The organism is Rhizobium metallidurans, from assembly GCF_014196505.1.
Lineage (GTDB): Bacteria > Pseudomonadota > Alphaproteobacteria > Rhizobiales > Rhizobiaceae > Rhizobium > Rhizobium metallidurans.
This window is the reverse complement of sequence record NZ_JACIDW010000009.1, coordinates 15,921-38,805: the sequence shown is the minus strand read 5'-3', so window position 1 is coordinate 38,805 and position 22,885 is coordinate 15,921. Positions and strand designations below refer to the sequence as shown.

The window sequence follows — 22,885 nt, the reverse complement described above, 5'->3', positions numbered from 1 at the left end:
GCCCGAAGCCTTCCCGCAGATTAGGTCGCGCACATGGCCATGACGCAGTCGTTGCGACACACCTATCCGCGCATCATCCCCTGTGGCGACAGCGCCCTCGTCGTCGAGTTCTCCGACCAGATCGATGAAGAGACGAATGAGCGCGTCATTGCCCTGGCGGACATGCTGGCGACGCGGCCGATCACAGGCGTCGTCGAGACCGTTCCGACCTATCGTTCGCTGCTCGTCGCCTACGATCCCACCGTCATTCGTGGAAAGAACCTCTCCGCCTCGCTGGAAGCGCGGCTCGGGCACTTGTCGGTGGGCGGCGTGACCGCGCGCCGGATCACCGTGCCGGTTCTTTACGGCCATGAGGTCGGGATCGATCTCGACGACCTCGCGCAGATGAAGCAGATGTCGCGCGAGGCATTGATCGCCTTGCATGCTTCGGCGGACTATCGCGTCTACATGATCGGTTTCGCGCCGGGCTTTTCTTATCTCGGCGGCCTGCCGCAGCAGCTGCACACGCCACGCCTTGCCGTTCCGCGCCAGCGGATCGAGGCGAGCGCGATCGGCATCGGCGGCAAGCAGGCCAGCATCAATTCCGTTCCTTGTCCGAGCGGCTGGCGATACATAGGTCGCACGCCACTCAGGATATTCGATCCGTCGCGCGCCGAGCCATTCCTGCTGCGCGCCGGTGATCGCGTGCGCTTCCGCCCTGTCGATGCCGACGAGGCCGAAAGCCTCGACGCCGCCGTCAGGCGAGGCGAATCGATAGAGGAGTGGGAGGCGCCATGACCGTGCTCCATATCAAACAGGCAGGGCCGATGCTGACGGTCCAGGACCTCGGGCGCACCGGGCTGATGCATCTCGGCGTTTCCGGCGCGGGCGCGATGGACCTGATGTCGATGCTGATCGGCAACCGCCTCGTCGGCAATGCCGATCGCGACGCGACTTTGGAATTCGCGCATGTCGGCGGTGCTTTCGAGGTCGAAGCACCCGTGCGCTTCGCGGTGACCGGCGGCGCCGTCGATATCACCGTCGATGGTGAGGCGAGGCATGGCTGGGAAAGCCACTGGCTGATGCCGGGCGAGGTCTTGAAGATCGGCGCGCTGCGACAGGTGGTCTGGGGCTACCTCGCCATTTCGGGCGGGCTTGAGACGCCGAAGGTCCTGGAGGCGCGCTCGACGCATCTGCGCTCGGGTCTCGGCGGCGTGGATGGCCGGCGTCTGGCGATCGGCGACCGTCTGCCGCTTGGCGAGACGACGCAGGCACCGCTCCTGGCATTGCGCAAACCCTTCTCCCGTTCGGGCGGTCCGGTTCGGGTCGTTCCGGGGCCGCAGGCGGATCATTTCGACGCCGCCGCCTGGAAGAATTTCCTGCGCGAACCCTTTCACGTCACGCCGAGCCGAGACCGCATGGCGCAGGTTCTCGACGGTCCGGCGATCCACGCTTTCGCCGGTCACGATATCGTCTCGGACGGTACGGTCGCGGGTTCGATCCAGGTGCCGTCGTCCGGCCGGCCGATCGTGCTGATGGCGGAGCGACAGACAACCGGCGGCTATCCCAAGATCGCCACTGTTGCCTCGGTCGACCTTGCGCGGCTGGCGCAGACCACGACCGGAAGCGCCATTCGCTTTAAATCCGTCTCCCAGGAAGAAGCGGAAGACCTGCTGATCGCGCGCAACGAGGCGCTCGCGGATATCCTCACGTCACTCGAAGAAAAGCCATTGCGGATGGACGCGCCGATGCGCTGAGCGGACACGCGGCGCCAAGCCGTTATCGAACGCAGAACCTTTCCATCCGTTGATGAACACCATCTCGCCGTCACAAAGGAGACCACCGTGCGCTCACTCTTCCATCTCGCCTACCACGTCACCGACCTCGATGCGGCAAGACGCTTCTATGGCGACGTCCTAGATGTGAGCTTTCACTAGGCTGTCCGCTTCGAGGGTGAGCCGGGCGAACAGCGGACCATGTTCTTCTTCGATCCGAGCGGCAACCCGATCGAAGTCAAGGGTTTCAAGGATTTCGACAGCGTCTTCGCGCATTGAGACAGGAGACCGGGCGAGATGATCGCCCCGTCTCTTATCGTCTCATTCAGTCACGCGCTCTTCGGTTCCGCCTGCGGCGTTTGCGGTTGCCGCACCAGGAGACATGCCGGGACGATCAGCACCGCGATCAGCATCATCACCATGAAGGTCGCATGCAGCGCCTGCTGCAACGCCTGGCGGATATCCTCGCCGCCGCCGAGAGCCGCGCCCGTGCCGTTCAGCAAGTCGCGCAATTGCTCGGGCGTGATCGCCTGACCGTTATTGGCGTTCGCCAGACCATAGGTCAGGACGGCGCCCAGCACGGCCGCGCCGAGCGTGCTGCCGAGATTGCGCGAGAATACGTTGGAGGCCGTGGCGCTGCCCCGGTCGGAGGCGCTCACGCTTTCCTGGGTGAGGATGAGCGCGCCGATGTTCAGCAGGCCCATTCCGAAGCCCATGATCAGCGACCCGGCCGCCGCCAGCACCGGGGAACTGGACGGCGCCAGGAGCACGAGCAGGCAGGTCCCGACCGGTATGAACAGGCTCCCGACGATCATGATCGGGCGCAGGCCGAAGCGGGAAAACTGGCGCGAGGCGATCGTCGCGCCGCAGGGCCAGCCGAGCAACAGCATGGTCAGAGCGAAGCCGGCAACGAGCGGCGAGCGATCAAGCACGGTCTGCACATACATCGGCAGGAAGGTCGTCAGCCCCATGATCGACATGCTGGCGAAAAAGACCGCCAGGTTGGCGAAGGCGATCGGCCGCCGCAACCACAGGTCGGGCGCGACCATTGGCGCTTCGGCTCTGCGCTCCTGCCAGATGAAGGCGGCGAGGGCGCCAAGAAAGACGACGAAAGCCGCGATCGCATAGCCGGAGACGGCGCTCTCGATCTCGGTGAGCGCGATCATCAGCGCGGAGATCGAGACGGCGAACAGCGCGGCGCCGAGCACATCGATCGAAACGACGCGCGGCCGCTTTTCCTCGTGCAGGAAAAACAGGAACCCGAGCGCCGCCAAAAGACCCACCGGCACGTTGATCCAGAAGATCCAGGCCCATGGGAGATTGTGAATGATCAGGCTGCCGAGAAGCGGGCCGACGACGGCCGACAGCGCCCAGACGCTTGCCAGATATCCCTGCACCTTGCCGCGCTGGTTTCCGGGAAAGAGGTCGGCGACCACGGTCATGGCGACGGGCTGTATCGCGCCGGCGCCGATCCCCTGCAGCAGGCGAAACCCGATCATCGAGGGCATCGACCAGGCGAAGCCGGCGAGCACCGAAGCGAGCAGAAACAGCGCGATGCCGACCATCAGCATCGGCTTGCGGCCATAGATGTCGGCGAGCTTGCCGAACACCACCGTCGTCGCGGTCTGCGTCAGCAGGAACGACGAAAAGACCCACGAATAGAGATTGATCTGGCCGAGCTGGGCGGCGATCTGCGGCATCGCCGTCGAGACGATGGTTGCTTCGATGGCGATCATCGCCATGCTTGCCATGATCGCGACGACGACCAGTCCGCGATGCGAAGTTCTTTGTGTCATGTGAGGCTTTCGGGGCAAACGTCGGCGTGGACGATGAAGTATGCGGCGCCGGCTGTTATTTAGTAGTGCCCTTACTATTCCTCGCAGCGGCCGCGTCAAGAGCTTTCGGGTATGAATTGTCGCGAGTGGCGGATGGATTTGAAGCCGTTCCGATGGATGACGTGCTTGGCCCCTTGCAACACATCCTGCCGCTAGAGTAAGCGTCCGCCATACAAACAGGCATCGGCGTGATGCGGAGGCTTTCAAATCGTTCTGCCTTTCGATCCTCGCCGCAAAACGGCGTTTCGGAGCGCCCGAACATCATGAGCAGACAAGCGGCTTTCGCCGTGGGCGGCAACGCCATCCTGGCGGGCATCCTCCTGATGCTCGTGGGCGACTTCATGTTCGCCCTCAACGACGCAATGGGCAAATGGCTGGTGGCGAGCTTTTCCGTCGGCCAGGTCCTTCTGATCCGCTCGTTCGGTGCGTTTTTCGTGCTCGGTCCGATGCTCGCGCGCCAGCCCGTCTCCGCGCTCTACAGGGTCGAAAAGCCGCGATGGCAGCTCGCGCGCGTGGTTCTCGCCACCGCCGATACCGGGCTCTTCTATGCGGCCGTCGCCTATCTTCCGCTCGCCGATGTCATGACCTTCTACATGGCCGGGCCGATCTACGTCGCGGCGCTGTCGCATTTCCTGTTGGGCGAGCGTATCGGCTGGCGGCGCTGGCTGGCGGTCTTGATCGGCTTTGTCGGGGTCGTCATCGCGCTCCGGCCTTCCTCCGCCATGCTCTCGTGGCCTTCCATGTTCGGCCTTGTCGGCAGCATGTCATTCGCGCTGACGTTGGTACTTGGCCGCGTGTTGCGCTCGACGCCCGATGCGACACTGGTGACCTGGCAAACCGTGGGATGCCTCTTAACCGGCGCGCTGCTCAGCATCGGCAGCTGGAGCGGCTTCAGCGCGAATCAGCTGCTCGCGCTCTTGCTGCTCGGCGTGGTTTCCTGCTCGGCGCATCTGATGATCACGCGCTCGCTGAAGCTTGCACCGGCGTCGCTGCTGGCGCCGCTGCAATATACGCTGCTGCTTTGGGCGGTCATTTTCGGCTGGGTGTTCTTTGGCGACTTCCCCGACAGACAGACGCTGATCGGCGCCGCCGTCATCGTGCTCGCCGGGCTGTTCATCTTCCATCGCGCCAAGGTCAAGGATGTCGAGCCGCTGGTGCCCAACGATGCGAGCCACGGCTAGCGGAGTTAGAGACTGCCGCGGGCCGTGACGCGCGGCTCGATCAGGCAATGCTCGGCCACGCCCCGGCCATTGATGCGGCTGAGCAGCATTTCGGCCGCCATGCGACCAAGCTCGGCGGGGTTCTGATCGATGCTGTCGAGACCGACGAGGGGAATGGCGGCAACGGGCGAGTTGTCGTAGCCGATGATCCCGAGATCTTCCGGAACCCTGATGCCACGCATCCGGGCCATGTTGACGAGCGGCACGGCGTCGAGATCCGACCATACGAAAACCGCGCGCGGCCGATCGGGCATGGCCAGGAACGCCTCGATTTCCACATTCCTGTCCGAGGCGACGGGCGGCAGGCGGATGATGCGGCCTTGCAGACCGAAACGCTCCGTTGCTTCCAGATAGCCGCGTTCGCGCTGCATGGCGACCACGGTCGGTGGTGAATCCAGAAACTCGTAGCCGAGCATGGCGACATCGCTGTATCCCTTGTCGACAGCCGCCTGTACGGCCATGAACGCGCCCTGGCGATCGTCCGAATTGACGGAATCATAGGCCTGCGCGTCGCTTTCATGATGCGCGATGACGACGATCGGGATTTGCCTCGCATAGCGATCCAGCACCTTGCCCGATATGCGCGGCGCGATGATCAGCACCCCATCCATGCGGTTGTCGATCATCGATTCGATCATCGAGGTCTCGATGGAACTGGCGGAATGGCCGATCCCGATCAGCGACTTGTAGCCGCCGCCAAGCAGCGCGGCATTGGCGCTTTCGACGACGCCGGCGAGAAACGGGTTGGCGAGCTCGATCACCAGAACGCCGACCGTGCTGGTCCGCCCGCGCATCGCACGCGCGGCGACAGACGGCCGATAGTTGAGCTTCTCGATCGAGGTCTCGACCTTCTGCCGCAAGCTTTCGCTGACGCCGTAGGCGTTGCGCAAGACCTTGGAGACGGCGGCCACGGAAACCCCGGCATCAACAGCCACATCGCGAATGGTGATGCGGTCCTTTGGTTTGTTAACGTCCTGAAAATCCATGCAGAAATGCTCTCTCGCCGGTGTCGTCGACGATTATAGGCAAAAAGCCCTTGCCACGCAATTCGATTTGTAGAATGATATACATAGAACGATATACACCGTGCGAAACCACGGCTGGAGGAGGAGCACCAATGAATATCGCGACACAAGGCACAACCGTGTCCGCCGACAGCCATGCCTGGTCCGGCGCATCCATGATCGCGCCTTCCTGCGATGCCGGCCAGGGAACGGCCGGCACCTTCGTTTCGCGAGACTTCACCCTTGCGGAGCGTCCGCAAACGGCCACGCTGCGCATATCGGCGCTCGGCCTCTACCGGGCCTTCGTCAACGGCAACCGGGTCGGTCTCGACCTCCTCACACCCGGCTGGACCTGCTACGACGACAGGATCGCCTACCAGACCTACGAAGTCTCCGATCTCCTGGTCGCTGGAGAGAACCGGATCGAGATCTGGCTCGGCGACGGCTGGTACCGCAGCCAGCTGATGTGGGCTTCCAACCCGATCGTCAATTGCTGGGGAGACAGGGTAGGGGCCCTGGCGGATCTCAGAAGCGGTGGCACCGTCCTTCTCCAGACCGACGGCAGCTGGCGCGGCGGCCTCACGCCCGTGGTGCGCAATGGCATCTATTTCGGCGAAGACTATGACGCGCGTATTCAGCCCCGCGACAATAGCGGCGTGGACATCCTGTCCTTCGACAAGACGAAGCTCGTGCCGCACGAAACGGCTGCCGTCCGCGAGCTGGCGGCCCGCCAGCCGCTCGACACATGGCGGGAGGGCGATGGCCGCACGGTCTACGACTTCGGCCAGAATGCCGGCGCCTATATCCGCATCCGCGTGCGCGGCGAGGCCGGCGCCGAAGTTCGCATCGAGCATTCGGAGGTGCTCGGTCCGGACCGTCATTTCGACAATCGCAACTATCGCAGCGCCCGCGCGGAACTTGTCTACACGCTGAGCGGCGAGGGCGAGGAGCTTTACGCGCCGCTTTTCACCTTCATGGGCTTCCGTTATGCCCGCGTCGGCCTGGCGGGGCGCGTCGAGTTGCTGGCGATCGAGATGGTCCCGATTTCCTCGGTGCCGGTCGTCGCCGCCGGCTTCACCTGCGGGGTCGAGGCGGTCAATCGGCTGGTCGAGAACACGATCTGGTCGCAGCGCTCCAATTTCATCGAGATCCCGACCGATTGCCCGCAACGCGACGAACGTCTTGGCTGGACCGGCGATGCGCAGGTATTCGCCGGCACCGCATGCTGGCTTGCCGACAGCCAGTCCTTCCTGCGCAAATATCTGCGCGACGTCATGCACGATCAGCGCCCGAACGGCGCCGTCCCGCACTTCTCCCCCGATCCTACGCGCCTTCATCCGATCATGGACCGCGGCGACTGGGCAGGCTCCACCGGCTGGGGCGACGCGATCGTCATCATTCCCTGGCAGCTCTATCTGCATTATGGCGACAAGGCCGCTCTCGAGGAGTGCTTCCCGGCGATGTTGCGCTGGCTCGACTATCTCTGGAACATCTCGGAAGGACCGGTGATCCGTCCGCCGGCGGTGTGGGGCGAGCACGGCTTTACCTTCGGCGACTGGCTGCAGCCCGTCGGCGACAATCGCAAGCCACGGCCGACCGTCGCGGACGATTGCGCCGCCACGCTCTATCATTTCATCTCGACAGAACTTTCGGCCAGGATCGCCCGCGTCATCGGCGAGGACCGCGAAGCAGAACGGCTGGAGGCGCGGGCGGCCGAGATCAGGCAGGCCTTCAAGCACGAGTTCTTCTCGCCATCGGGCCGCATAGCCCACAACGACCAGACGTCCTGGGCACTGGCGTTTCTCCATGGGTTGGTGCCTGCCGAATACGAGGAAGCCGGGCGGGCATACTTCCGCACGGTCGCCGAGGAAACCGATGGCGTCATCGGCACCGGCTTCATCGGCACCCCGGCGCTTCTGCCCGCTCTTACGCGCCTTGGCATGCGCGATCTCGCCGAAAAGATGTTTCTCAACCGCAAGGTCCCCGGCTGGCTCTATCAGGTCGAGCGCGGCGCGACGACGATCTGGGAGCGCTGGGATGCGCTGGCCGAGGACGGCACGATCTACGACCCCGACATGAACAGCTATAACCACTACGCCTACGGCGCCGTATGCCAGTGGCTGTTCGAGGATGTCGCCGGCATCAAGCCGCGGGAGGAGAACCCGGCGTTCCATGATGTGCTGTTCGACCCGGCCATACTTCCGGCACTGTCGCCGGTCTCGGCCTGGCACGACACCGGCTTCGGCCGGGTGGAGGTGCGGTGGAGGCTGGAAGCAGGGCAGGTGACCTGCGACCTCGTCATCCCCGAGGGCATGACCGCGCGCATGAACGCGACACCGGAGCGCCGCGCGCTGCGCATCGACGGGCAAGTAGTCGCGCCCGGCGCCTCGGCGGCGATCGCCGCCGGCCGACATGTCATCGAGTTTTCGATCTGATATCGGGTTTTGGCCTTGCCACAACCAAAAGCTGAAATCATTCTGGTCTTCAAGAGGAGGAACCGACCATGAGAATGACGAGATACAGCATTGTCGCCGCAAGCATGCTGGCTTTATCCGCCAGCGCCGCATGGGCCGACGTCACGCTCGGCGTCCTGATCGACACCAATCCGGAGACGATCGCTTCGTTCGATGCCGTCTCCAAGGCCTACAGCGAGAAAAATCCCGGCGTCACCTTCGACGTCGAGCAGCGCGCTGGCGGGTCGGAAGGCGACAACATCGTCAAGACGCGGCTGGCAACCGGCGAGATGCCGGACATCTTTCAGTATAATAGCGGCTCGCTGTTCCAGGCGCTGAAACCGGAGCAGACCATCGCCGATCTTTCGGATCTTCCTTCGGCCGCAGGCATATTGGACACCTTCAAGAAGGTCGTCAGCGCTTCGGATGGCCGTGTTCGCGGCATTCCGTTCGGTCCGGCCATGGGCGGCGGCATCTTCTACAACAGAAAGATCTACGCCGAACTCGGCCTCCAGCCGCCGAAGACCTGGGCCGACTTCATCGCCAATAACGAGAAGATAAAGGCCGCCGGCAAGGTGGCACTGGCGCAGACCTACGGCACGACCTGGACATCGCAGATCTTCGTGCTCGCCGATTTCTTCAACGTTCAATCCGAAGTACCTGGTTTCGCTACGGATTATACGGCCAACAAGGTGAAATACGCCACCACGCCGGCCGCGCTGCGCGGCTTCGAGCATGTGGAGGAGGTGGCCAAGGCCGGCTTTCTCAACGAGGACTTCGGCGCCGCGACCTTCGATGACGGCATGCGCATGGTATCGACTGGCGAAGCCGCGCACTATCCGAGCCTCACCTTCGGCATCGGAAACATCCAGCAGAACTTCCCCGACAACCTGCAGGACGTCGGCTTCTTCGCCGTTCCGGGCAGCGACGCGACCAAGAACGGGCTGACGATCTGGATGCCCTCGGCGCTCTATCTCTCGGCAAAGGGCGACAACCTCGAGGAGGCCAAGAAATTTCTCGATTTCGTCGCCTCGAAGGAAGGCTGCGAGCTGATGGCGAAGGCCGTGCCATCGGGCCCCTATCTGATCAAGGGCTGCGAACTGCCCAAGGATGTCCCGCAGGCGGTCAGCGACATGCTGCCCTATTTCGAGACCGAAGGGCGGGCCGGACCGGCGCTCGAGTTTCTCTCGCCGGTGAAGGGCCCGGCGCTGGAGCAGATCGCCGTTGAGGTCGGCACGGGAATCCGCTCGGCCAAGGATGCCGCAGCACTTTATGACCAGGATGTGGAAAAGCAGGCAAAGCAGCTCGGCCTGCCGAACTGGTAAACACCTTGGCCCACATCCCGGTGGCCATGCCATGGGATGTGGGCCAGATGCTCAAGGAGCCGCCATGGTCGCCCGCAAGTCCCCTTATCCCTACTGGTTCGTTCTTCCCGCGGCGGTGGTCTTCACCACGCTGTTTCTGGCGCCCACCATCGCATCCTTCTGGTTCAGCCTCACGCGCTGGGATCTCTTCACCACCGAGTTCATCGGGCTGGAAAACTACAAGCAGTTCTTCCGCGAGCCCTTCCTGATCAAGGGACTGATCAATACCGTCATCTATGCGGTGGCGACATCCGCGGCCAAGACCGTGCTCGGTCTGCTGCTCGCCGTCTTGCTGACATCAGGCATCTGGGCGCAAGGTGCGTTGCGCACCATCATCTTCTTTCCCGTTCTCGTCTCCACCATCGGCGTCGGCATCACCTTTTCCGTTCTGATGCATCCGACCCGAGGCCTGATCAACGTCGCGCTCGCGACGCTCGGCATTCACGGCCCCGGCTGGCTGACCGATCCGGCGCTTGCGCTCTATTCCATCGTCTTCGTCGATGTCTGGAAGGGGATCGGGCTGGCGACCGTCATCTACATCGCCGGCCTCGCATCGATCAGCCCTGACTACTACGAAGCCGCGCGGATCGACGGCGCGACGCGCCGGCAGATGTTCTTCCGCGTGACCGTGCCGCTGTCCAAGCCGGCAACGGTGACCGTGGTCACGCTGTCGCTGATCGGCGGCCTGCGCAGCTTCGACCTGATCTGGGCGATGACCAAGGGCGGCCCGGGCTTCTCCTCGGATGTGCTGGCAAGCGTCATCTACAAGCAGTACCAGGCCGGCTTCTACGGCCTCTCCACGGCGGGCAACGTCATTCTCTTCCTGCTGATCGGCCTGATCGTGCTGCCGCTCACCGCCTGGTTCAACCGCAAGGAGATCGACCTTTGACGCGTCGCCAACTCTATAGCGGGATGGCCGCGATGCTCGCCTGCGGCGTGATCTTCGTCCTGCCCTTCCTCTTCGTCTTCCTCACCGCCGCCAAGACGCGGCAGGAGGCGCAGGCGCTGACCTTCACATGGCCCGGCGAATGGCAGCTCTGGCGAAACTTCATGGATGTGATCGAAGCCCGCAACTACATGCTCTTCCTGGCCTACTTCAACTCGACGGTCATCACCGTGGTCGCGGTGACGCTGCTCGTTTTGTTCGGCGCCATGGTCGGCTATGTCGTGCAACGGCGCCCGTCGCGCTGGAACACCCTCATCTACGCTTTCGTGCTGGCCGGCCTGATGATCCCGCCCGCTGTCGTTCCGACGATCTGGGTGCTGCAATCGCTCGGCCTGTTCAAGACCATATCCGGCATGATCCTCATTCAGGTCGCCTACGGACTGTCGTTCACGGTCCTGTTGTTTCGAAGCTTCATCGCCGCCATCCCGCGAGATCTCGACGAGGCGGCGATCGTCGATGGCGCCAGGCCGCTGCAGATCTTCTTCCGCGTCATCCTGCCGCTGCTGAAGCCGGTGACGGTCACCGTGATCGTCGTGCAGTCGATCGCGATCTTCAACGATTTCACCAATCCGCTCTATTATCTTCCCGGACGGGAAAACGTCACCGTGCAGCTCACGCTCTATAATTTTCAGGGGCAGTTTCAGACGCAGTTCAATCTGCTGTTCATGAACATCCTTCTGGTGACCATCCCGCCACTCATCGTTTTCATTTTCTTCAACCGGCAGATCGTCGCGGGCATGACCGCCGGCGCCGTGAAAGGGTAAATCATGACAAGCGTCGTGCTGCAGGACGTCCGCAAGAGCTTCGGCAGCCTTGAGGTCATCAAGGGCATCGATCTTTCGATCGAGGCGGGCGAGTTCTGCGTCTTTGTGGGGCCTTCGGGCTGCGGAAAATCGACGCTGTTGCGGATGATCTCCGGGCTTGAAACCTCGACCTCGGGACAGATGTTCATCGACGGCAAGGACGTGACGGCGGCGGAGCCATCGGAGCGTGGCATCGCAATGGTGTTTCAGTCCTACGCCCTTTATCCGCACCTGACCGTTGCCGAGAACATCGGCTTCGGCCTGTCACTTGCACGGCGCCCCAAGGCCGAGATCGCGGAGAAGGTCAGGCAGACCGCCGAAACCCTGCAGCTCTCGCATCTGCTCGATCGCAAGCCGAAGGCGCTTTCCGGCGGCCAGCGCCAGCGCGTCGCCATCGGCCGGGCGATCATCCGCAATCCGAAGGTCTTCCTGTTCGACGAACCGCTCTCCAACCTCGACGCCTCTCTGCGCTCACAAATGCGCATCGAACTCACCGAACTCCACGCCAAGCTCGGCGCGACCATGATCTACATCACCCACGACCAGGTGGAGGCGATGACCATGGCCGACAAGATCGTCGTCCTGAACGGCGGCAAGATCGAACAGGTCGGCTCGCCGATGACGCTCTACAACAATCCGGCCACGCCCTTCGTCGCCGGCTTCATCGGCTCTCCCAAGACCAACCTCTTCGAAGGCCAAATCGCGGCGGAAGAGGGATGCCGGATCTACGGCATCCGTCCCGAGCATCTGACGCTCTCGACCACCGACGGCAAATGGAAGGGTGCCGTGCGCTATGTCGAACGGCTCGGCGCCGACGCGATCATCTACCTCGACGTCCCCGGCCTGCCATCACTCGTTGTCCGCACCGATGGCGACCGCAAGGTCGAGATTGGCGAACACCTGTTTGCGTCGCCGGTGGCGGGAAAGGAGCAACGGTTTCAGTAGCATCGGCGGCCAGTCGTTCGGCGGACGGGACGCCAGCATCCGCACGCGTCGTACGCTCACGTCGATGTTCCATAACATATGTTATCGAATTTTTGCGTGTAAGGGCTATTTAGTAATGCGACAGTTGGGCCAGTTAGAGATGCGACAGTCTCGCCTCTCGACGCACTGGTCAAAGCCAACGTTGGGAGCAAGGATGACGATCTTCAGCCTGGTCGAGACCATGAGCGGTCGGAGTCGTCATGTCCTTTTTGATCACCATGTCGCAGAAAGAATTGCATCGCCTCGAATTCATCCAGAAGATCCGTGGCGAACGTCTGAGCGAGCGCCAGGGCCGCCGGCCGCCGGCTGCCGGGCACCCGCCCCCGCCTGCCGTTCTGCGTGGCCGTATCCACCGACCCGATCGACGCCCGGTGTTTTCGCGCGCCCTACGTCCGCACCCTCAGCGCCCGTTCGGTCCTGTCGGCGATCTGGGTGACGGCGTAGGCGATCACCATGTATATCACCACGGCGACCAGGAAGGCTTCGAGATAGTAGAAGTTCAGGGCTGCGGTCAGCTGCGATTGCGCGAAGATGTCGATGACCTCGATGGCAAAGCCCAGCGACAGCGCCTTCATGATCACCATGAACGAATTGGCGAGATCGGGGATGGCCGCGACGATGACCTGTGGCAGCATGACACGGCGAAAAAGCTGGCTCTTCTTGTAGCCGAGCGAATAGGCGGCGTCCGCCTGGCCGGTATCGAACGAGTTCAAGGCGCCCTTGACGACTTCCGCCTGGAATGCCGCGACACAGGCCGTCAGGGCAACGATCAGCGTCACCCAGTTGGGTATCGAATGGCCGTTGTAGTCGATGCCAACCAGCGAGGCGAGAAACTGCAGGATCGATGGCAGGCCGTAATAGGCCAGAAAGATGACGATCACCATCGGCACGCCCTTGAAGGCGACCTTGTAGGCGACGACGAGCTCGCGAAGCACCGGGGTCTTCCGGTACTCAGCCATGGCGAACAGGCTGCCTGTGATCGTCGACAACACGAAGATGAGGAGCGCCATGGCAAGCGTGAGCGGCACGGCGCCCAGGATCTCGTAGAGATCGGGAAGAAGAACTTGGCTGTCGAACATTTTGAATTCTTTCCCTGATCAGATGCTTGCCATCAGCGGCGCGCCGGCGGCCCTGTCGTTCGATGCGTATCTTCCAGCGCGGCGCTCGAAGAAGCGGACGATCGCCCAGGCGACGAGGCACAGCACCGAATAGAGCACCGCGAGCACGAGGTAGGTCTCGAACTGGTATTGGTTGTAGTCGCGCTGCATCACCAGATGAGCCGTCGCCATCACGTCGGCCGCGCCGATATACATGACCAGCGCCACGTTATGGATCAGGTAGATGATGGCGTTCCCGTAGCCGGGAAGCGCGATGTGGACGGCCTGCGGAGCGACGACGCGCAGCAGCTTCCGCCGGAACGTGTAGCCCAGGCTGTCGGCCGCATCGTGCTGCCCGCGCTCCACCGCGAGATAGGCGGGACGCATGACCTCGGATAGGTAGCCGCCATGGTAGAGGCTGAGGCCCAGAATGGCGGCGATCGTCGGCGAGACGAAGTCGTCGATGCCGAAGACGCCGACAAGCACGGGAAGACCATAGAAGGCGACGAACAGCTGAAGGACAACGGGCACGCTGCGGGCATAGGATACGTAGAGATCGGCCATGTGGCTGATCACGGGTATTCTGCGCACCCGCAAAGTCGTCGCGATCAACGCCAGCACGAAGCCGGCGACCATGGCCGTGAACGTGATCGCAAGCGTCAGCGGCAATGCCAAGAGCAGCTCGGGGATCATTATGGAAAGGTCCACGTCGGAACACTCCTTCTTTCAGTCTGGGCCCGGTCGCCGGCTTCGAAAGCCGGTCGTCACTTCATGTAGGTGGTGATGTCCTCGCCGAACCACTTCTGCGAGAGCTTGGCGAGCGTGCCGTCGGCCTTGAGTTCCTTCAGGGCCTTGTCGATGCCGTCAGCCAGCGCCTTGTTTTCCTCCGAGCGGTGAACCAGGACGAAGGTCTGGTTGATCGCGACGGGCTCGCTCGCCTGCACATTGAGCTTCTGCTCGTCGATCACCGTCTGCTCGCCGAGGTTCGACGGCAGAACCAACGCGTCGTACTTGCCGGTTTCGACTTCCTTCAGGCGATTGGGATAGGGAATGCCGGCACTCGAGGCGGTGACCTCGATCTTGTAGTCGGGGTTCTTTTCCTGCCATGCGTTCGCGAACTTGTAGATGCCGCCGCCAGCTGTCACCGGCACGATATTCTTGCCGACCAGATCCTTCATCTCGTTGATGCCGCTGTCCTTGCGGCTGTAGATCTTGATCAGGCTGGCGCCGATCGGCGCTTCGGGAATGAGGAACTGCTTTTCGCGCGCCGGAGCGCGATAGTAGCCGCCGGTGGCGACGTCGTATTTGCCGGTCGCCAGGCCCGTCTCCTGGGCAATGTCGGCGGCCCCTTCCATCACGAACTTGTATTGCGGCAGCTTGGCGTTGATGGCCTTCAGGACATCCGGCTCGTAGCCCTGCGGCTCGACGCCGATCGCGCCCCATGACAGCGGCTTGGATTCGGCGGCGGTGGCGATCTTGATGGTGCGGACGTCCTCGGCGAGCGAGGTCGTTGCGAACGCGATCGCGACGCCTGCGACGGCGAGACCGAGACCACGGCGCGAGATTGAACTCTTGGAAGTCATTTCAGGCATCCTTTCTTTACTGGATCGCGCGTTCGGAATTGAGAAACTGTGCGAGGCGCGGGTTGGAAGGCGTATCGAAGATCTCGGACGGGCTGCCATCGGCGGCGACGACGCCCCCGTCCATGAAGACGATGCGGTTCGAGATGTTCTTGGCGAACTGCATTTCGTGGGTGACGAGGAGCGAGGTGATGCCCGAGGACGTCACGTCCTTGATCACCTTCAGCACCTCGTTGACGAGTTCCGGATCGAGCGACGACGTCGGCTCGTCGAACAGCATGACATCGGGCTTGACCGCGAGCGCTCTGGCGATGCCCGTTCTCTGAAGCTGGCCGCCGGAAAGCTGGGAGGGATAGTTGTCGAGCTTGCCGGACAGCCCGACCCGCTCCAATTCCTGCAGCGCGATCGCGCGGGCTTCGTCCTTCGACTTGCCCTGGACGACGACCAGCGGATCCATGACGTTCTGGATGACGGTCATGTTCTTGAAGACGTTGAACTGCTGGAACACCATCGCGGTGCGCAGGCGGATCGCCTGGACGGCGGCCTTGTCGGGCCGCGCGAAATCCATCCTGATGCCATCGAATTCGATGGTTCCGGACGCCGGCTTCGCGAGATGATTGATGCACTTCAGAAGCGTCGTCTTGCCGGTCCCGCTCGGGCCGATGATGGACACCACGTCGCCTCTTTTCACGGAGAGGTCGACGCCGTTCAGGATCTGGGTGCTCCCGTAGGATAGCTTCAGGTTCTTGATCTCGAGCATTTCGGGTCTCAGTTCCTCTGGGAAGATAGTTCGGAAAGCGCTTCGGCATCGTCGGCGGCCCACTCGTCACCGATGAGTTCCGGCGTGTCGAAGGCCTGTAGGTTGGCGAAGTGCGTCTCGCGGTCCTCGACGAAGAGCGACCTGACGATGCCGCGCACGAGGCGGTCGGCACCTTCGCTGATCGCCGGAATGTCGCCCGTGAGCTTGCCGTGGCTCAGCGTCGCCGGGAAATTGAAGCAGTGGATTTTCGACAGAGCCGGGCACGACCCCGGCACCCTTTCGAGAAACTCGAACGCATCGCCGAGATCCGGCGATCCCTCGAGTTCCACGTTTTCCATCCCCGCCGGCGTCGGAAACCGATCGCGCCACAGGCGGATGTGCGGTTCGAAGCTCGCGAGTTCCGGCCGGTTGGCGAGGTCGATCTTGAAACCTGTTCCGAAGATCAGGAAGTCGACCGGATAACTGCCGCGCGGCGTGGTCACGACGATATGGTCGCCTTCCTGGCGCAGGGCGTCGATCGGGCTTTCGAGATGAAGATGCGCCTGCTCGAACGCGCTGACGCGCAACACGCTCGGGCGCGGCGGCGGTGTCTGCTGGCTCATGGCGTAGCTCAGGAAGCGCCACTTCCATTCGTCCGGCAGGCCGGCGAAGCCATGGACGACACCCTGGCTGCCGATGCCGGTAAACTTGTTGATCGCGGGAAGCGTCTTGCGGCGCACGAACATGTCGAGACGGGCCGCCCCCGCTTCCAGCGCGCTTGCGGCGTTGTCCATGGCCGAGGCGCCCGCCCCGATCACGCCCACCCGCTTGCCGCGCAGCGCGGCGAAGTCGATCTCGTCGGCCGTGTGAGCCCAGTATTTACGGTCCATGCTCCCGGCGATCGCGGGAACGAACGGGCCGCCGAGACCATCGCGCCCTGTTGCCAGCACCACATGGCGGGCGACGATCGTCTTCTTCGCACCACCTTCACTGCAGGCAATGTCGAGCATGCCGTCGGCGCGCGGGAGGATATTGTCGACGGACACGCCGTTGCGCACGGGCAGATCGAGCACCTTCCGGTACCAGATCAGATAGTCCATCCAGATGCGGCGCGGCGCGCGGTCGAGAGCAACCCACGCCTCGCGGCCGAAGCGGGCCTCGTAATAAGCCCGAAATGTCAGCGCTGGCAGCCCCATCGCCGGACCGGTCAGCTGCTTCGGCGAGCGCAGGGTTCGCATGCGGGCGAAGGTGACCCACGGCCCCTCCTGCCCCGCCGCCGCCTTGTCGAGGACGAGGTGATTGGCGACGCCGAGACGCTTCAGCATCCCGGAGGCGACAAGACCAGCCATCCCTCCCCCGATGACGACCACATCGACGACGGGCTGTCCGTCGACGTCCCGCGCCGGCACCCAGGATTTGGCCGGCAATTCCAGCCATGAGAGATCCTGACGCAGGCGCTCCTCGAGAGCGGCGAGATTGTCGGGGTGCGCGGAAAGATCGCTCATCTGGGCGTTCCTTCCGAAATGGTTGCCTGTCCGTAGACACTGTCGGCCAGCGCATCCGTGCCGTTGGCTTCCAACAGACGGCAGCCCGGCATGGCGAGAGACTGCACGCGCGCCGCATCGATGACGGCGGAGACGGTCGGCGTCAGCGGCAGCGCGGCGGCCGAGATCACGCCGAACAGAAACGGAATGTTCTGGTCGAGCTTGCGCATGACGACGCCATCGAGCGGCACGCCGCGGATCGTGGCCGGCTCGACGATGGCGATACCCAATCCCGCGCGCACGAGCGACAGTGCCGTCAGCGACGCATTGACGTCGATGATGCGCTCGGGGGCCACACCGGCACGCTCGAACGCCTCGTCGACGCGATGACGCAGACGGTATGGATTGGCGAGCGTGATGACGCGGCGGGCGGCGACATCCGACAGGCGAACGACGTCGTCATTGGCAAGCGGATCGTCGGCGCCGATGGCGACCACGCAGGGCGCTTCCGCGATCCAATGGATCTCGAGACCGGGATGTTCGAGCGGCAGGCTCGATATGCCGAGATCCGCCGAGCGGGCGATTACGGCCTGAACCACGTTCTCGGCGGCAAGCGACTGGACGTGCAGGTGACGGGGTATGAGCTCGCCGGGGAGCGCGGCCAATGCCTGCGGCAGCACCCCTGCCGCAAGCGACGGCGTCGCGGCGACCGTCAGCGTTGCCGGCTCGTCGCGGCCGATCGCCTCGGCACGCTCACGGATATGGATGAGACTGGCGAGGTGACGCTCGACCTCGGCATGAAAGCGCAGGCCGCGTGCCGTTGGCTGGATACGGCCGCTGCTTCTATGAAGCAATGCGTAGCCCAACTCGGCCTCCAGATCCTGGATCAGGCGGCTGACCGCTGGCTGCGACCGGCCGAGCAGCCGGGCCGCGCCGGTGACCGAACCGGCGGACACCACGGCCGCGAAGGCTTCGAGCTGGCGAATGTCAATTGAGTTGCTATGCATGCGACATATCAACCATTGCCCACCATGCATTTGAAGCATGAGTTTTCTATAATTTCACTAGAGAATAGATAATTATTTCGCATGACATCGGCAGCCTCATGCTAGTTTGACATGGCCCGTCGCGAGACTTGTCTGATTCTCGCCATCGGAATTCAAAAGGAGCTTCTTTTGACACTCATCGAAACGCTTGCCGCCGTAAAACCTGGCTCGGCGCTTGCCGAGGCAATGGAGAAGCGCGCCGAGATCCTGCGCCTCAGCGAGGCCGCGCATGATGCCGTGCTTCTGCCCCGCGACCCCGGCGGGCTGTCGCATGGCTTGCGCGCGGCGCTGGCGGCGCGCATGGCAAGGCAGAACGGCAACCAAGCACTCGCCGAACATTACGACGCGCTGGTGAAACGCGCCGCCGAAAACGCGACGGCATCGCTGGCGCGGCCCGGCACCAATGTGGACGACCCGCGCACCGCCGAGATCGTCCGCCACGCCGACCGCCTGACGGTGGCGCCGCGCGAGGCGACGCGCGGCCATATCGAAGCATTGCGAAGCGCGGGCCTGACCGATGCCGACATCGTTCGCTTGTCGGAGCTTGCCGCCTTCGTGAATTATCAAGTGCGCGTCATCGCCGGCCTGGCACTGATCGGAGCAAGACAATGAGCGAGACGGTCCACAGCTTCACCACCACGGTCCCCCGCTGGCAGCCTTACGTCGTTCCCGTGGATTTGGCGACCGCAACCGACGAACAGCGCGAGGCCATGCAGGTCACGCCATCGAACAAGGGCATATCGACCTATGTCCTGACGCTCGCGCACGATCCGGAATCGCTTGCGGTCCGCTCGCCCCTGTTCAACCTGATCATGTACGGCAAGGACGGGCTTTCGCTTGGCGAGCGCGAACTGGGCGCAACGGCCGCGTCCGTCGTCAACCGCTGCGTCTACTGCGCCGCCGTCCATGCATCGCGCTTCATCAACTACACCAAGCGCACCGACGTGATCGACGCGGTCTTCACCGACGAACTCGACGCCGAACTCGACGAGCACCTGCAGGCGATCTTTGATTTCTCGGCGCATCTGTCGGCGACGCCGCCGCAGGCGACGCAAGCCGATGCGCGGGATCTGGCCGATGTCGGCCTTTCCGAACTCGAATCCCTGGACCTCGTCCTGTCCACGGCAATCTTCGGCTGGGCGAACCGGCTGATGCATACGCTTGGCGAGCCCGTCAAGGACTGACGGGAAAGCCAAAGCCGGTGGATGAGAGCATCCGTTCACCGGCAGGTGCCGGCTTGCTCAGCCGCTGCCGGGAAACTCCGCATTCCAGAAATCGGTCGCCTGGAACGTCCAGTCGAATGCCGGCGCGAACCGGCTGTCCGGCGTCCGTTCGACCGCCGCGATCAACCGCTCGGCGTCGCGCAGCTTGGCGTTGACGGCGTGTTCTCGTAGCTGCGCCAGGACCGCCTCCGCGCGCAGGCTCTCGCCAAGCGCCGTTCGGACGACAGATCGGTAGGTACGCTTCTTGAAGAACATGTCCCGTGCCGTCGCCTGCAACAGATCATGCTCCTGGCTGGTGATCAGCGAACGATCCAGGCAGAGAGCCAGCGTCGCGCGGACATTGACGAGCGGCTCGCTTAGCGGACGAAAGCCCATCTCGGCCGGCGCGTGCGCCTGCGCGACATCCGAATCGTCCTCGAGGGCGCCGGAGGCATAGGCTTCATAGATCTCTCCGATCCCGACCATTCCGAATGTCGCGCATTCCGCCGCCCGCAAGGCGCCCATACTCGCCGCGCCATAGATGTGCACGCCATGAGACAAGCCGAAGAGGATCTCCTTGTGCCATATGGCAGGCACATGTTCGTAGATCCCGTCGATCAGCCCGATCACATTGGCGCCTTGCATGATGGCCCTGTGCACATCGCCCTGCCTCGCGGGCGGACGCAGCTCGTAATCCGTGCCGGGCCGCACGTCAGCACCGAAAAGCGTCGGCCCCGCAAATATCACCCGCATCCTGATCCCGCTGCTTTTCGTGTTTTCGAAAGACCATACGTTGTCTCCCGCATCGGCGCGCAAACGCGGGCGTTGTGACAAGTGCGAACGCGCTCATACAGCCGCGAGGATAATACAACCTTTGCGTCTCGCAAGTGCGAATGCAGCTGTTGAATGTCGGCGCGCATCGTGACAAAGTGCCTGGCGGGACGAGCCGGCGCCCAGCAAAACCGGGCTGATCAGGGGTGAAATGACGTTCGTTCTAGAGACCTTTGGAAAGCTGCGGTTGGCCGGCGAGGATGGCGGCGTCATCGCCTTGCCCGAGAAGGGTTTGCTGCTGCTCGCCTACCTGCTGACCCTTGACGACGGGGCGGCATACCGCACCACGATCGCCCGCTTCCTTTGGGGCGAAACGGATAACGGCGCGTCCGATACCACCTTGCGAAAGCTGCTGTCCCGGCTGAAAGCCTATCAGAGCGATCTCGGCTCCAGCTTCATATCCTTCGAGGGCAGCACCATCGCGATCGATCGCGCGCAGCTGACGTCGGACATCCAGCTCGTTAGAGAAGACGGGGCAGCCGGCACGGCCTTCGCGCGGCTGCGGCGGCTGGTCAAGCTGCTGGATCAGCCGTTCCTCGGCCCGGTCAAGTGCCAGAGCCGGGAGTTCAAGAGCTGGGTCGTCGACGAGGGAAACCGACATGTCGAGCTTCTCGAACGGACGCTACGAGAGGCGCATGGCGATGCACGGACGCGCGACGACGCGGAAGTGCTGCGCAAGGCGGCGGTCATCCTCTTCCGCTCGGAGCCGCAGGACCCGGAGACGCTGCAGTTATTGCTGAAGATCTTCAATGCCGAGCAAGATGTTGAATCTCTTCAGAATTATTTCGCCAAGCGACGTGGCTCGATCGAGCGCGGCGTCAAGGTCTCGTCGGGCGGAAAGAGCAGCGGCGACGCCAAGCTTCCGGCGCAAGCAAGAGCGCCCTCCCGCAATGGCGCGGGCGCCGGCCTGCCGGTCGAGACCAGCAGCATCGCCCATGCGATCCCGCGTCTCGTGTTGCTGCCGCCGAGCAACCAGTCGGCCAGCCCGGATGCGGGCCTCATCGCCTCGTCGCTGATCGAGGACATCACCATCGGCTTCTGTGCCTTCAACAGCCTGCGGGTGATCGCCCCCTACTCCGCGGTTCAGGTCGGTCACAACGTGGAAACGCAGGCCGCCTTCTTCGAGCGGCAGGCCGTCAATTATGTGCTGGAGACGCGCATCAGCGGCAGCGGCGACGACGTGTCGCTGTTCGCCCAGCTGATCTTCGTCGACGACGCCCAGGTTCTCTGGGCCGAACGCTTCGGCCTGCGCCGCCTCGATCTGCTGCGTGACAAGCGCGCGATCTCTCGGCAGATCGCCTTGTCCGTCTCGCGAGAGATCGCCCGCCACGAGGAGCAGCGCGCCGATATCGAGCTCAATCCGGTGGCCTATCACCGCTACCTCGCGGGCAAGCGCGACATGGCCAGGATGACGCTGCCCAACCTCCGGCGCGCGCGCAAGGAGATGAAGGCCGCACTTAGCGCCAGCCCCGATTTCGCGCCGGCCCTGAGCGCCATGGGACGCACCTATTCCAAGGAGTGGCTCTTGACCGCGCGCGGCGATATCGAGCTCTTGAAGCAGGCGGAGAACCTCGCCAGACAGGCGATCGAGAAGCGTTCGGACTTCGCCGACGGCTACCGCGAGTTCGGGGTCGCCAAGCTGCTGCAGGGCGATTTCGACGAGAGCGCCGAGGCGATGGAAGTGGCGGAAGCGCTGGCGCCGCATTACGCCGACGTCATCGCCGATCATGCCGACACGCTGGTGCATTGCTCACGCCCCGGCATGGCATTGCAGAAGATCGAGCGGGCGATCGAGCTCAACCCGCTGACACCCGACATGTATCTCTGGACGGCCGCCGGCGCCAATTACGCGCTCGGCGAATTCGCGTCATCGATCGATTATATCGGCCAGATGACGGACCCCAGCCTAGCGGATCGCCTCGCGGCCGCCAGCTGGGCAATGATGGGGCACGCCGACAAGGCGCGCATCCTCGTGCGCCGTGTGCGCGAGGCAAACCCGAACTTCGACGTCGATACCTGGCTGGCGGCAGTCCCCAGCAAGGAGCAGTGGCATAAGGACCTCTATCGCGAGGGCCTCAAGAAGGCAGGCTTTTAACCGTTCATCTTAGAGGGAAGAGAACATGAGCGCAGTCGTTGTCATCAGCATCACCGGCGAAGACGGTCTTTGGGTCGCCGATCTCGACGCGGGAACCGTGATCCCGCTCGATCCACCAGCAGGCAGCAAGCTCAAGGAGGTCGCCGATCTCAGGAAGACCGGCACCTCGATCACAAAGGATGTGGATTTTGCCGTCGTCGTGAAGTCGGCCAAGGACGCCGCATCCGGACACTACGAAGGCTAGTCCAGGCCGGACACTCAAATCCGTCAGGGGGGCGCCTTGCCATGTTCAAGGCGTCACCGCTGGCGTGCGCCTTGTCGTCAGCACTGGGATTCGCCACATCGCTGGCAATCCACCGTCGTGACTCGCCCGCCGTTTTCGCGCGATCAAATCGCGCCCTCCTGCCGCACCATATCAAAGTCATCGCACAACGCACGATATTCGATC

At 63.3% G+C, this 22,885-nt stretch carries 21 protein-coding genes and 1 pseudogene; 13 read left to right on the top strand and 9 right to left on the bottom strand.

What is annotated here, in order from left to right; genetic code table 11:
- Positions 1–33: 33 nt before the first annotated feature.
- The 3 genes and pseudogenes from pxpB (at position 34) to GGQ67_RS14590 (ending at position 2,033) form a co-directional block, all read left to right on the top strand.
- Positions 34–777, top strand: coding sequence for a 5-oxoprolinase subunit PxpB (gene pxpB / locus GGQ67_RS14600; RefSeq protein WP_183900875.1), 744 nt, complete (start codon positions 34–36; stop codon positions 775–777).
- On the top strand, positions 774–1,736 hold the full coding sequence (locus GGQ67_RS14595) for a 5-oxoprolinase subunit C family protein (RefSeq protein WP_183900874.1): 963 nt from the start codon (positions 774–776) through the stop codon (positions 1,734–1,736). The genes pxpB and GGQ67_RS14595 overlap by 4 nt, the downstream gene beginning before the upstream one ends.
- 87 nt (positions 1,737–1,823) lie before the next feature.
- A pseudogene (locus GGQ67_RS14590) lies at positions 1,824–2,033 on the top strand (hypothetical protein).
- Positions 2,034–2,083: 50 nt separating this feature from the next.
- Here the strand turns inward: GGQ67_RS14590 and GGQ67_RS14585 are convergent.
- Positions 2,084–3,550, bottom strand: coding sequence for an MDR family MFS transporter (locus GGQ67_RS14585; RefSeq protein ID WP_183900873.1), 1,467 nt, complete (start codon positions 3,548–3,550; stop codon positions 2,084–2,086).
- A gap of 302 nt (positions 3,551–3,852) precedes the next feature.
- Here GGQ67_RS14585 and GGQ67_RS14580 point away from each other — a divergent pair, with 302 nt between their 5' ends.
- Entirely contained in the window at positions 3,853–4,770 is a 918-nt protein-coding gene (locus GGQ67_RS14580) for a DMT family transporter (protein ID WP_183900872.1), read from the top strand.
- A 5-nt stretch (positions 4,771–4,775) separates the two neighbouring features.
- On the opposite strand, the gene GGQ67_RS14575 is transcribed toward GGQ67_RS14580, so the two are convergent.
- Positions 4,776–5,795 carry a LacI family DNA-binding transcriptional regulator gene (locus GGQ67_RS14575; RefSeq protein WP_183900871.1) on the bottom strand — a complete coding sequence of 340 codons (1,020 nt, stop codon included), beginning with the start codon at positions 5,793–5,795 and terminating at the stop codon, positions 4,776–4,778.
- A gap of 131 nt (positions 5,796–5,926) precedes the next feature.
- On the opposite strand from GGQ67_RS14575, the gene GGQ67_RS14570 reads away from it, so the two are divergent.
- The 5 genes from GGQ67_RS14570 to GGQ67_RS14550 all read left to right on the top strand — a co-directional run bounded on the left by GGQ67_RS14570 (position 5,927) and on the right by GGQ67_RS14550 (position 12,324).
- Positions 5,927–8,248 (top strand): alpha-L-rhamnosidase, encoded by a 2,322-nt coding sequence (locus GGQ67_RS14570; protein WP_183900870.1) that lies wholly within the window; start codon positions 5,927–5,929, stop codon positions 8,246–8,248.
- Between the two features lie 68 nt (positions 8,249–8,316).
- On the top strand, positions 8,317–9,591 hold the full coding sequence (locus GGQ67_RS14565; RefSeq protein ID WP_183900869.1) for an ABC transporter substrate-binding protein: 1,275 nt from the start codon (positions 8,317–8,319) through the stop codon (positions 9,589–9,591).
- 64 nt (positions 9,592–9,655) lie between these two features.
- Positions 9,656–10,519 (top strand): carbohydrate ABC transporter permease, encoded by an 864-nt coding sequence (locus GGQ67_RS14560; protein WP_183900868.1) that lies wholly within the window; start codon positions 9,656–9,658, stop codon positions 10,517–10,519.
- A gap of 23 nt (positions 10,520–10,542) precedes the next feature.
- Positions 10,543–11,340 (top strand): carbohydrate ABC transporter permease, encoded by a 798-nt coding sequence (locus tag GGQ67_RS14555; protein WP_210279653.1) that lies wholly within the window; start codon positions 10,543–10,545, stop codon positions 11,338–11,340.
- Between the two features lie 3 nt (positions 11,341–11,343).
- Positions 11,344–12,324 (top strand): ABC transporter ATP-binding protein, encoded by a 981-nt coding sequence (locus tag GGQ67_RS14550; RefSeq protein WP_183900866.1) that lies wholly within the window; start codon positions 11,344–11,346, stop codon positions 12,322–12,324.
- Positions 12,325–12,749: 425 nt separating this feature from the next.
- On the opposite strand, the gene GGQ67_RS14545 is transcribed toward GGQ67_RS14550, so the two are convergent.
- Genes GGQ67_RS14545 through GGQ67_RS14520 form a run of 6 tightly spaced genes read right to left on the bottom strand, consistent with a single transcriptional unit; the run spans position 12,750 to position 18,270 of the window.
- Positions 12,750–13,442 carry an amino acid ABC transporter permease gene (locus GGQ67_RS14545; protein ID WP_183900865.1) on the bottom strand — a complete coding sequence of 231 codons (693 nt, stop codon included), beginning with the start codon at positions 13,440–13,442 and terminating at the stop codon, positions 12,750–12,752.
- Positions 13,443–13,460: 18 nt separating this feature from the next.
- Positions 13,461–14,168, bottom strand: coding sequence for an ABC transporter permease subunit (locus GGQ67_RS14540; protein ID WP_183900864.1), 708 nt, complete (start codon positions 14,166–14,168; stop codon positions 13,461–13,463).
- Between the two features lie 56 nt (positions 14,169–14,224).
- Complete coding sequence (locus GGQ67_RS14535; RefSeq protein WP_183900863.1) at positions 14,225–15,043, bottom strand: transporter substrate-binding domain-containing protein; 819 nt, start codon at positions 15,041–15,043, stop codon at positions 14,225–14,227.
- 16 nt (positions 15,044–15,059) lie between these two features.
- Entirely contained in the window at positions 15,060–15,800 is a 741-nt protein-coding gene (locus tag GGQ67_RS14530; protein ID WP_183900862.1) for an amino acid ABC transporter ATP-binding protein, read from the bottom strand.
- Between the two features lie 8 nt (positions 15,801–15,808).
- Complete coding sequence (locus tag GGQ67_RS14525; protein WP_183900861.1) at positions 15,809–17,284, bottom strand: NAD(P)-binding domain-containing protein; 1,476 nt, start codon at positions 17,282–17,284, stop codon at positions 15,809–15,811.
- Positions 17,281–18,270: a LysR family transcriptional regulator gene (locus GGQ67_RS14520; RefSeq protein ID WP_183900860.1), complete on the bottom strand. Its 990-nt coding sequence runs from the start codon at positions 18,268–18,270 to the stop codon at positions 17,281–17,283. Before GGQ67_RS14520 ends, GGQ67_RS14525 begins: the two co-directional genes overlap by 4 nt.
- Positions 18,271–18,438: 168 nt before the next feature.
- Here GGQ67_RS14520 and GGQ67_RS14515 point away from each other — a divergent pair, with 168 nt between their 5' ends.
- Both GGQ67_RS14515 and GGQ67_RS14510 read left to right on the top strand, forming a co-directional pair.
- A complete protein-coding gene (locus GGQ67_RS14515) occupies positions 18,439–18,921 on the top strand; it encodes a CMD domain-containing protein (RefSeq protein ID WP_183900859.1) in 483 nt (160 codons plus the stop codon).
- Positions 18,918–19,493 carry a peroxidase-related enzyme gene (locus GGQ67_RS14510; RefSeq protein ID WP_183900858.1) on the top strand — a complete coding sequence of 192 codons (576 nt, stop codon included), beginning with the start codon at positions 18,918–18,920 and terminating at the stop codon, positions 19,491–19,493. The genes GGQ67_RS14515 and GGQ67_RS14510 overlap by 4 nt, the downstream gene beginning before the upstream one ends.
- 57 nt (positions 19,494–19,550) lie before the next feature.
- Here the strand turns inward: GGQ67_RS14510 and GGQ67_RS14505 are convergent, their stop codons facing one another.
- Complete coding sequence (locus tag GGQ67_RS14505; RefSeq protein ID WP_183900857.1) at positions 19,551–20,264, bottom strand: TfuA-like protein; 714 nt, start codon at positions 20,262–20,264, stop codon at positions 19,551–19,553.
- A 229-nt stretch (positions 20,265–20,493) separates the two neighbouring features.
- On the opposite strand from GGQ67_RS14505, the gene GGQ67_RS14500 reads away from it, so the two are divergent.
- Together GGQ67_RS14500 and GGQ67_RS14495 are read left to right on the top strand one after the other, a co-directional pair.
- Complete coding sequence (locus GGQ67_RS14500) at positions 20,494–22,437, top strand: hypothetical protein (RefSeq protein ID WP_183900856.1); 1,944 nt, start codon at positions 20,494–20,496, stop codon at positions 22,435–22,437.
- 25 nt (positions 22,438–22,462) lie between these two features.
- A complete protein-coding gene (locus tag GGQ67_RS14495) occupies positions 22,463–22,681 on the top strand; it encodes a hypothetical protein (RefSeq protein ID WP_183900855.1) in 219 nt (72 codons plus the stop codon).
- The last annotated feature ends 204 nt before the right edge of the window (positions 22,682–22,885 follow it).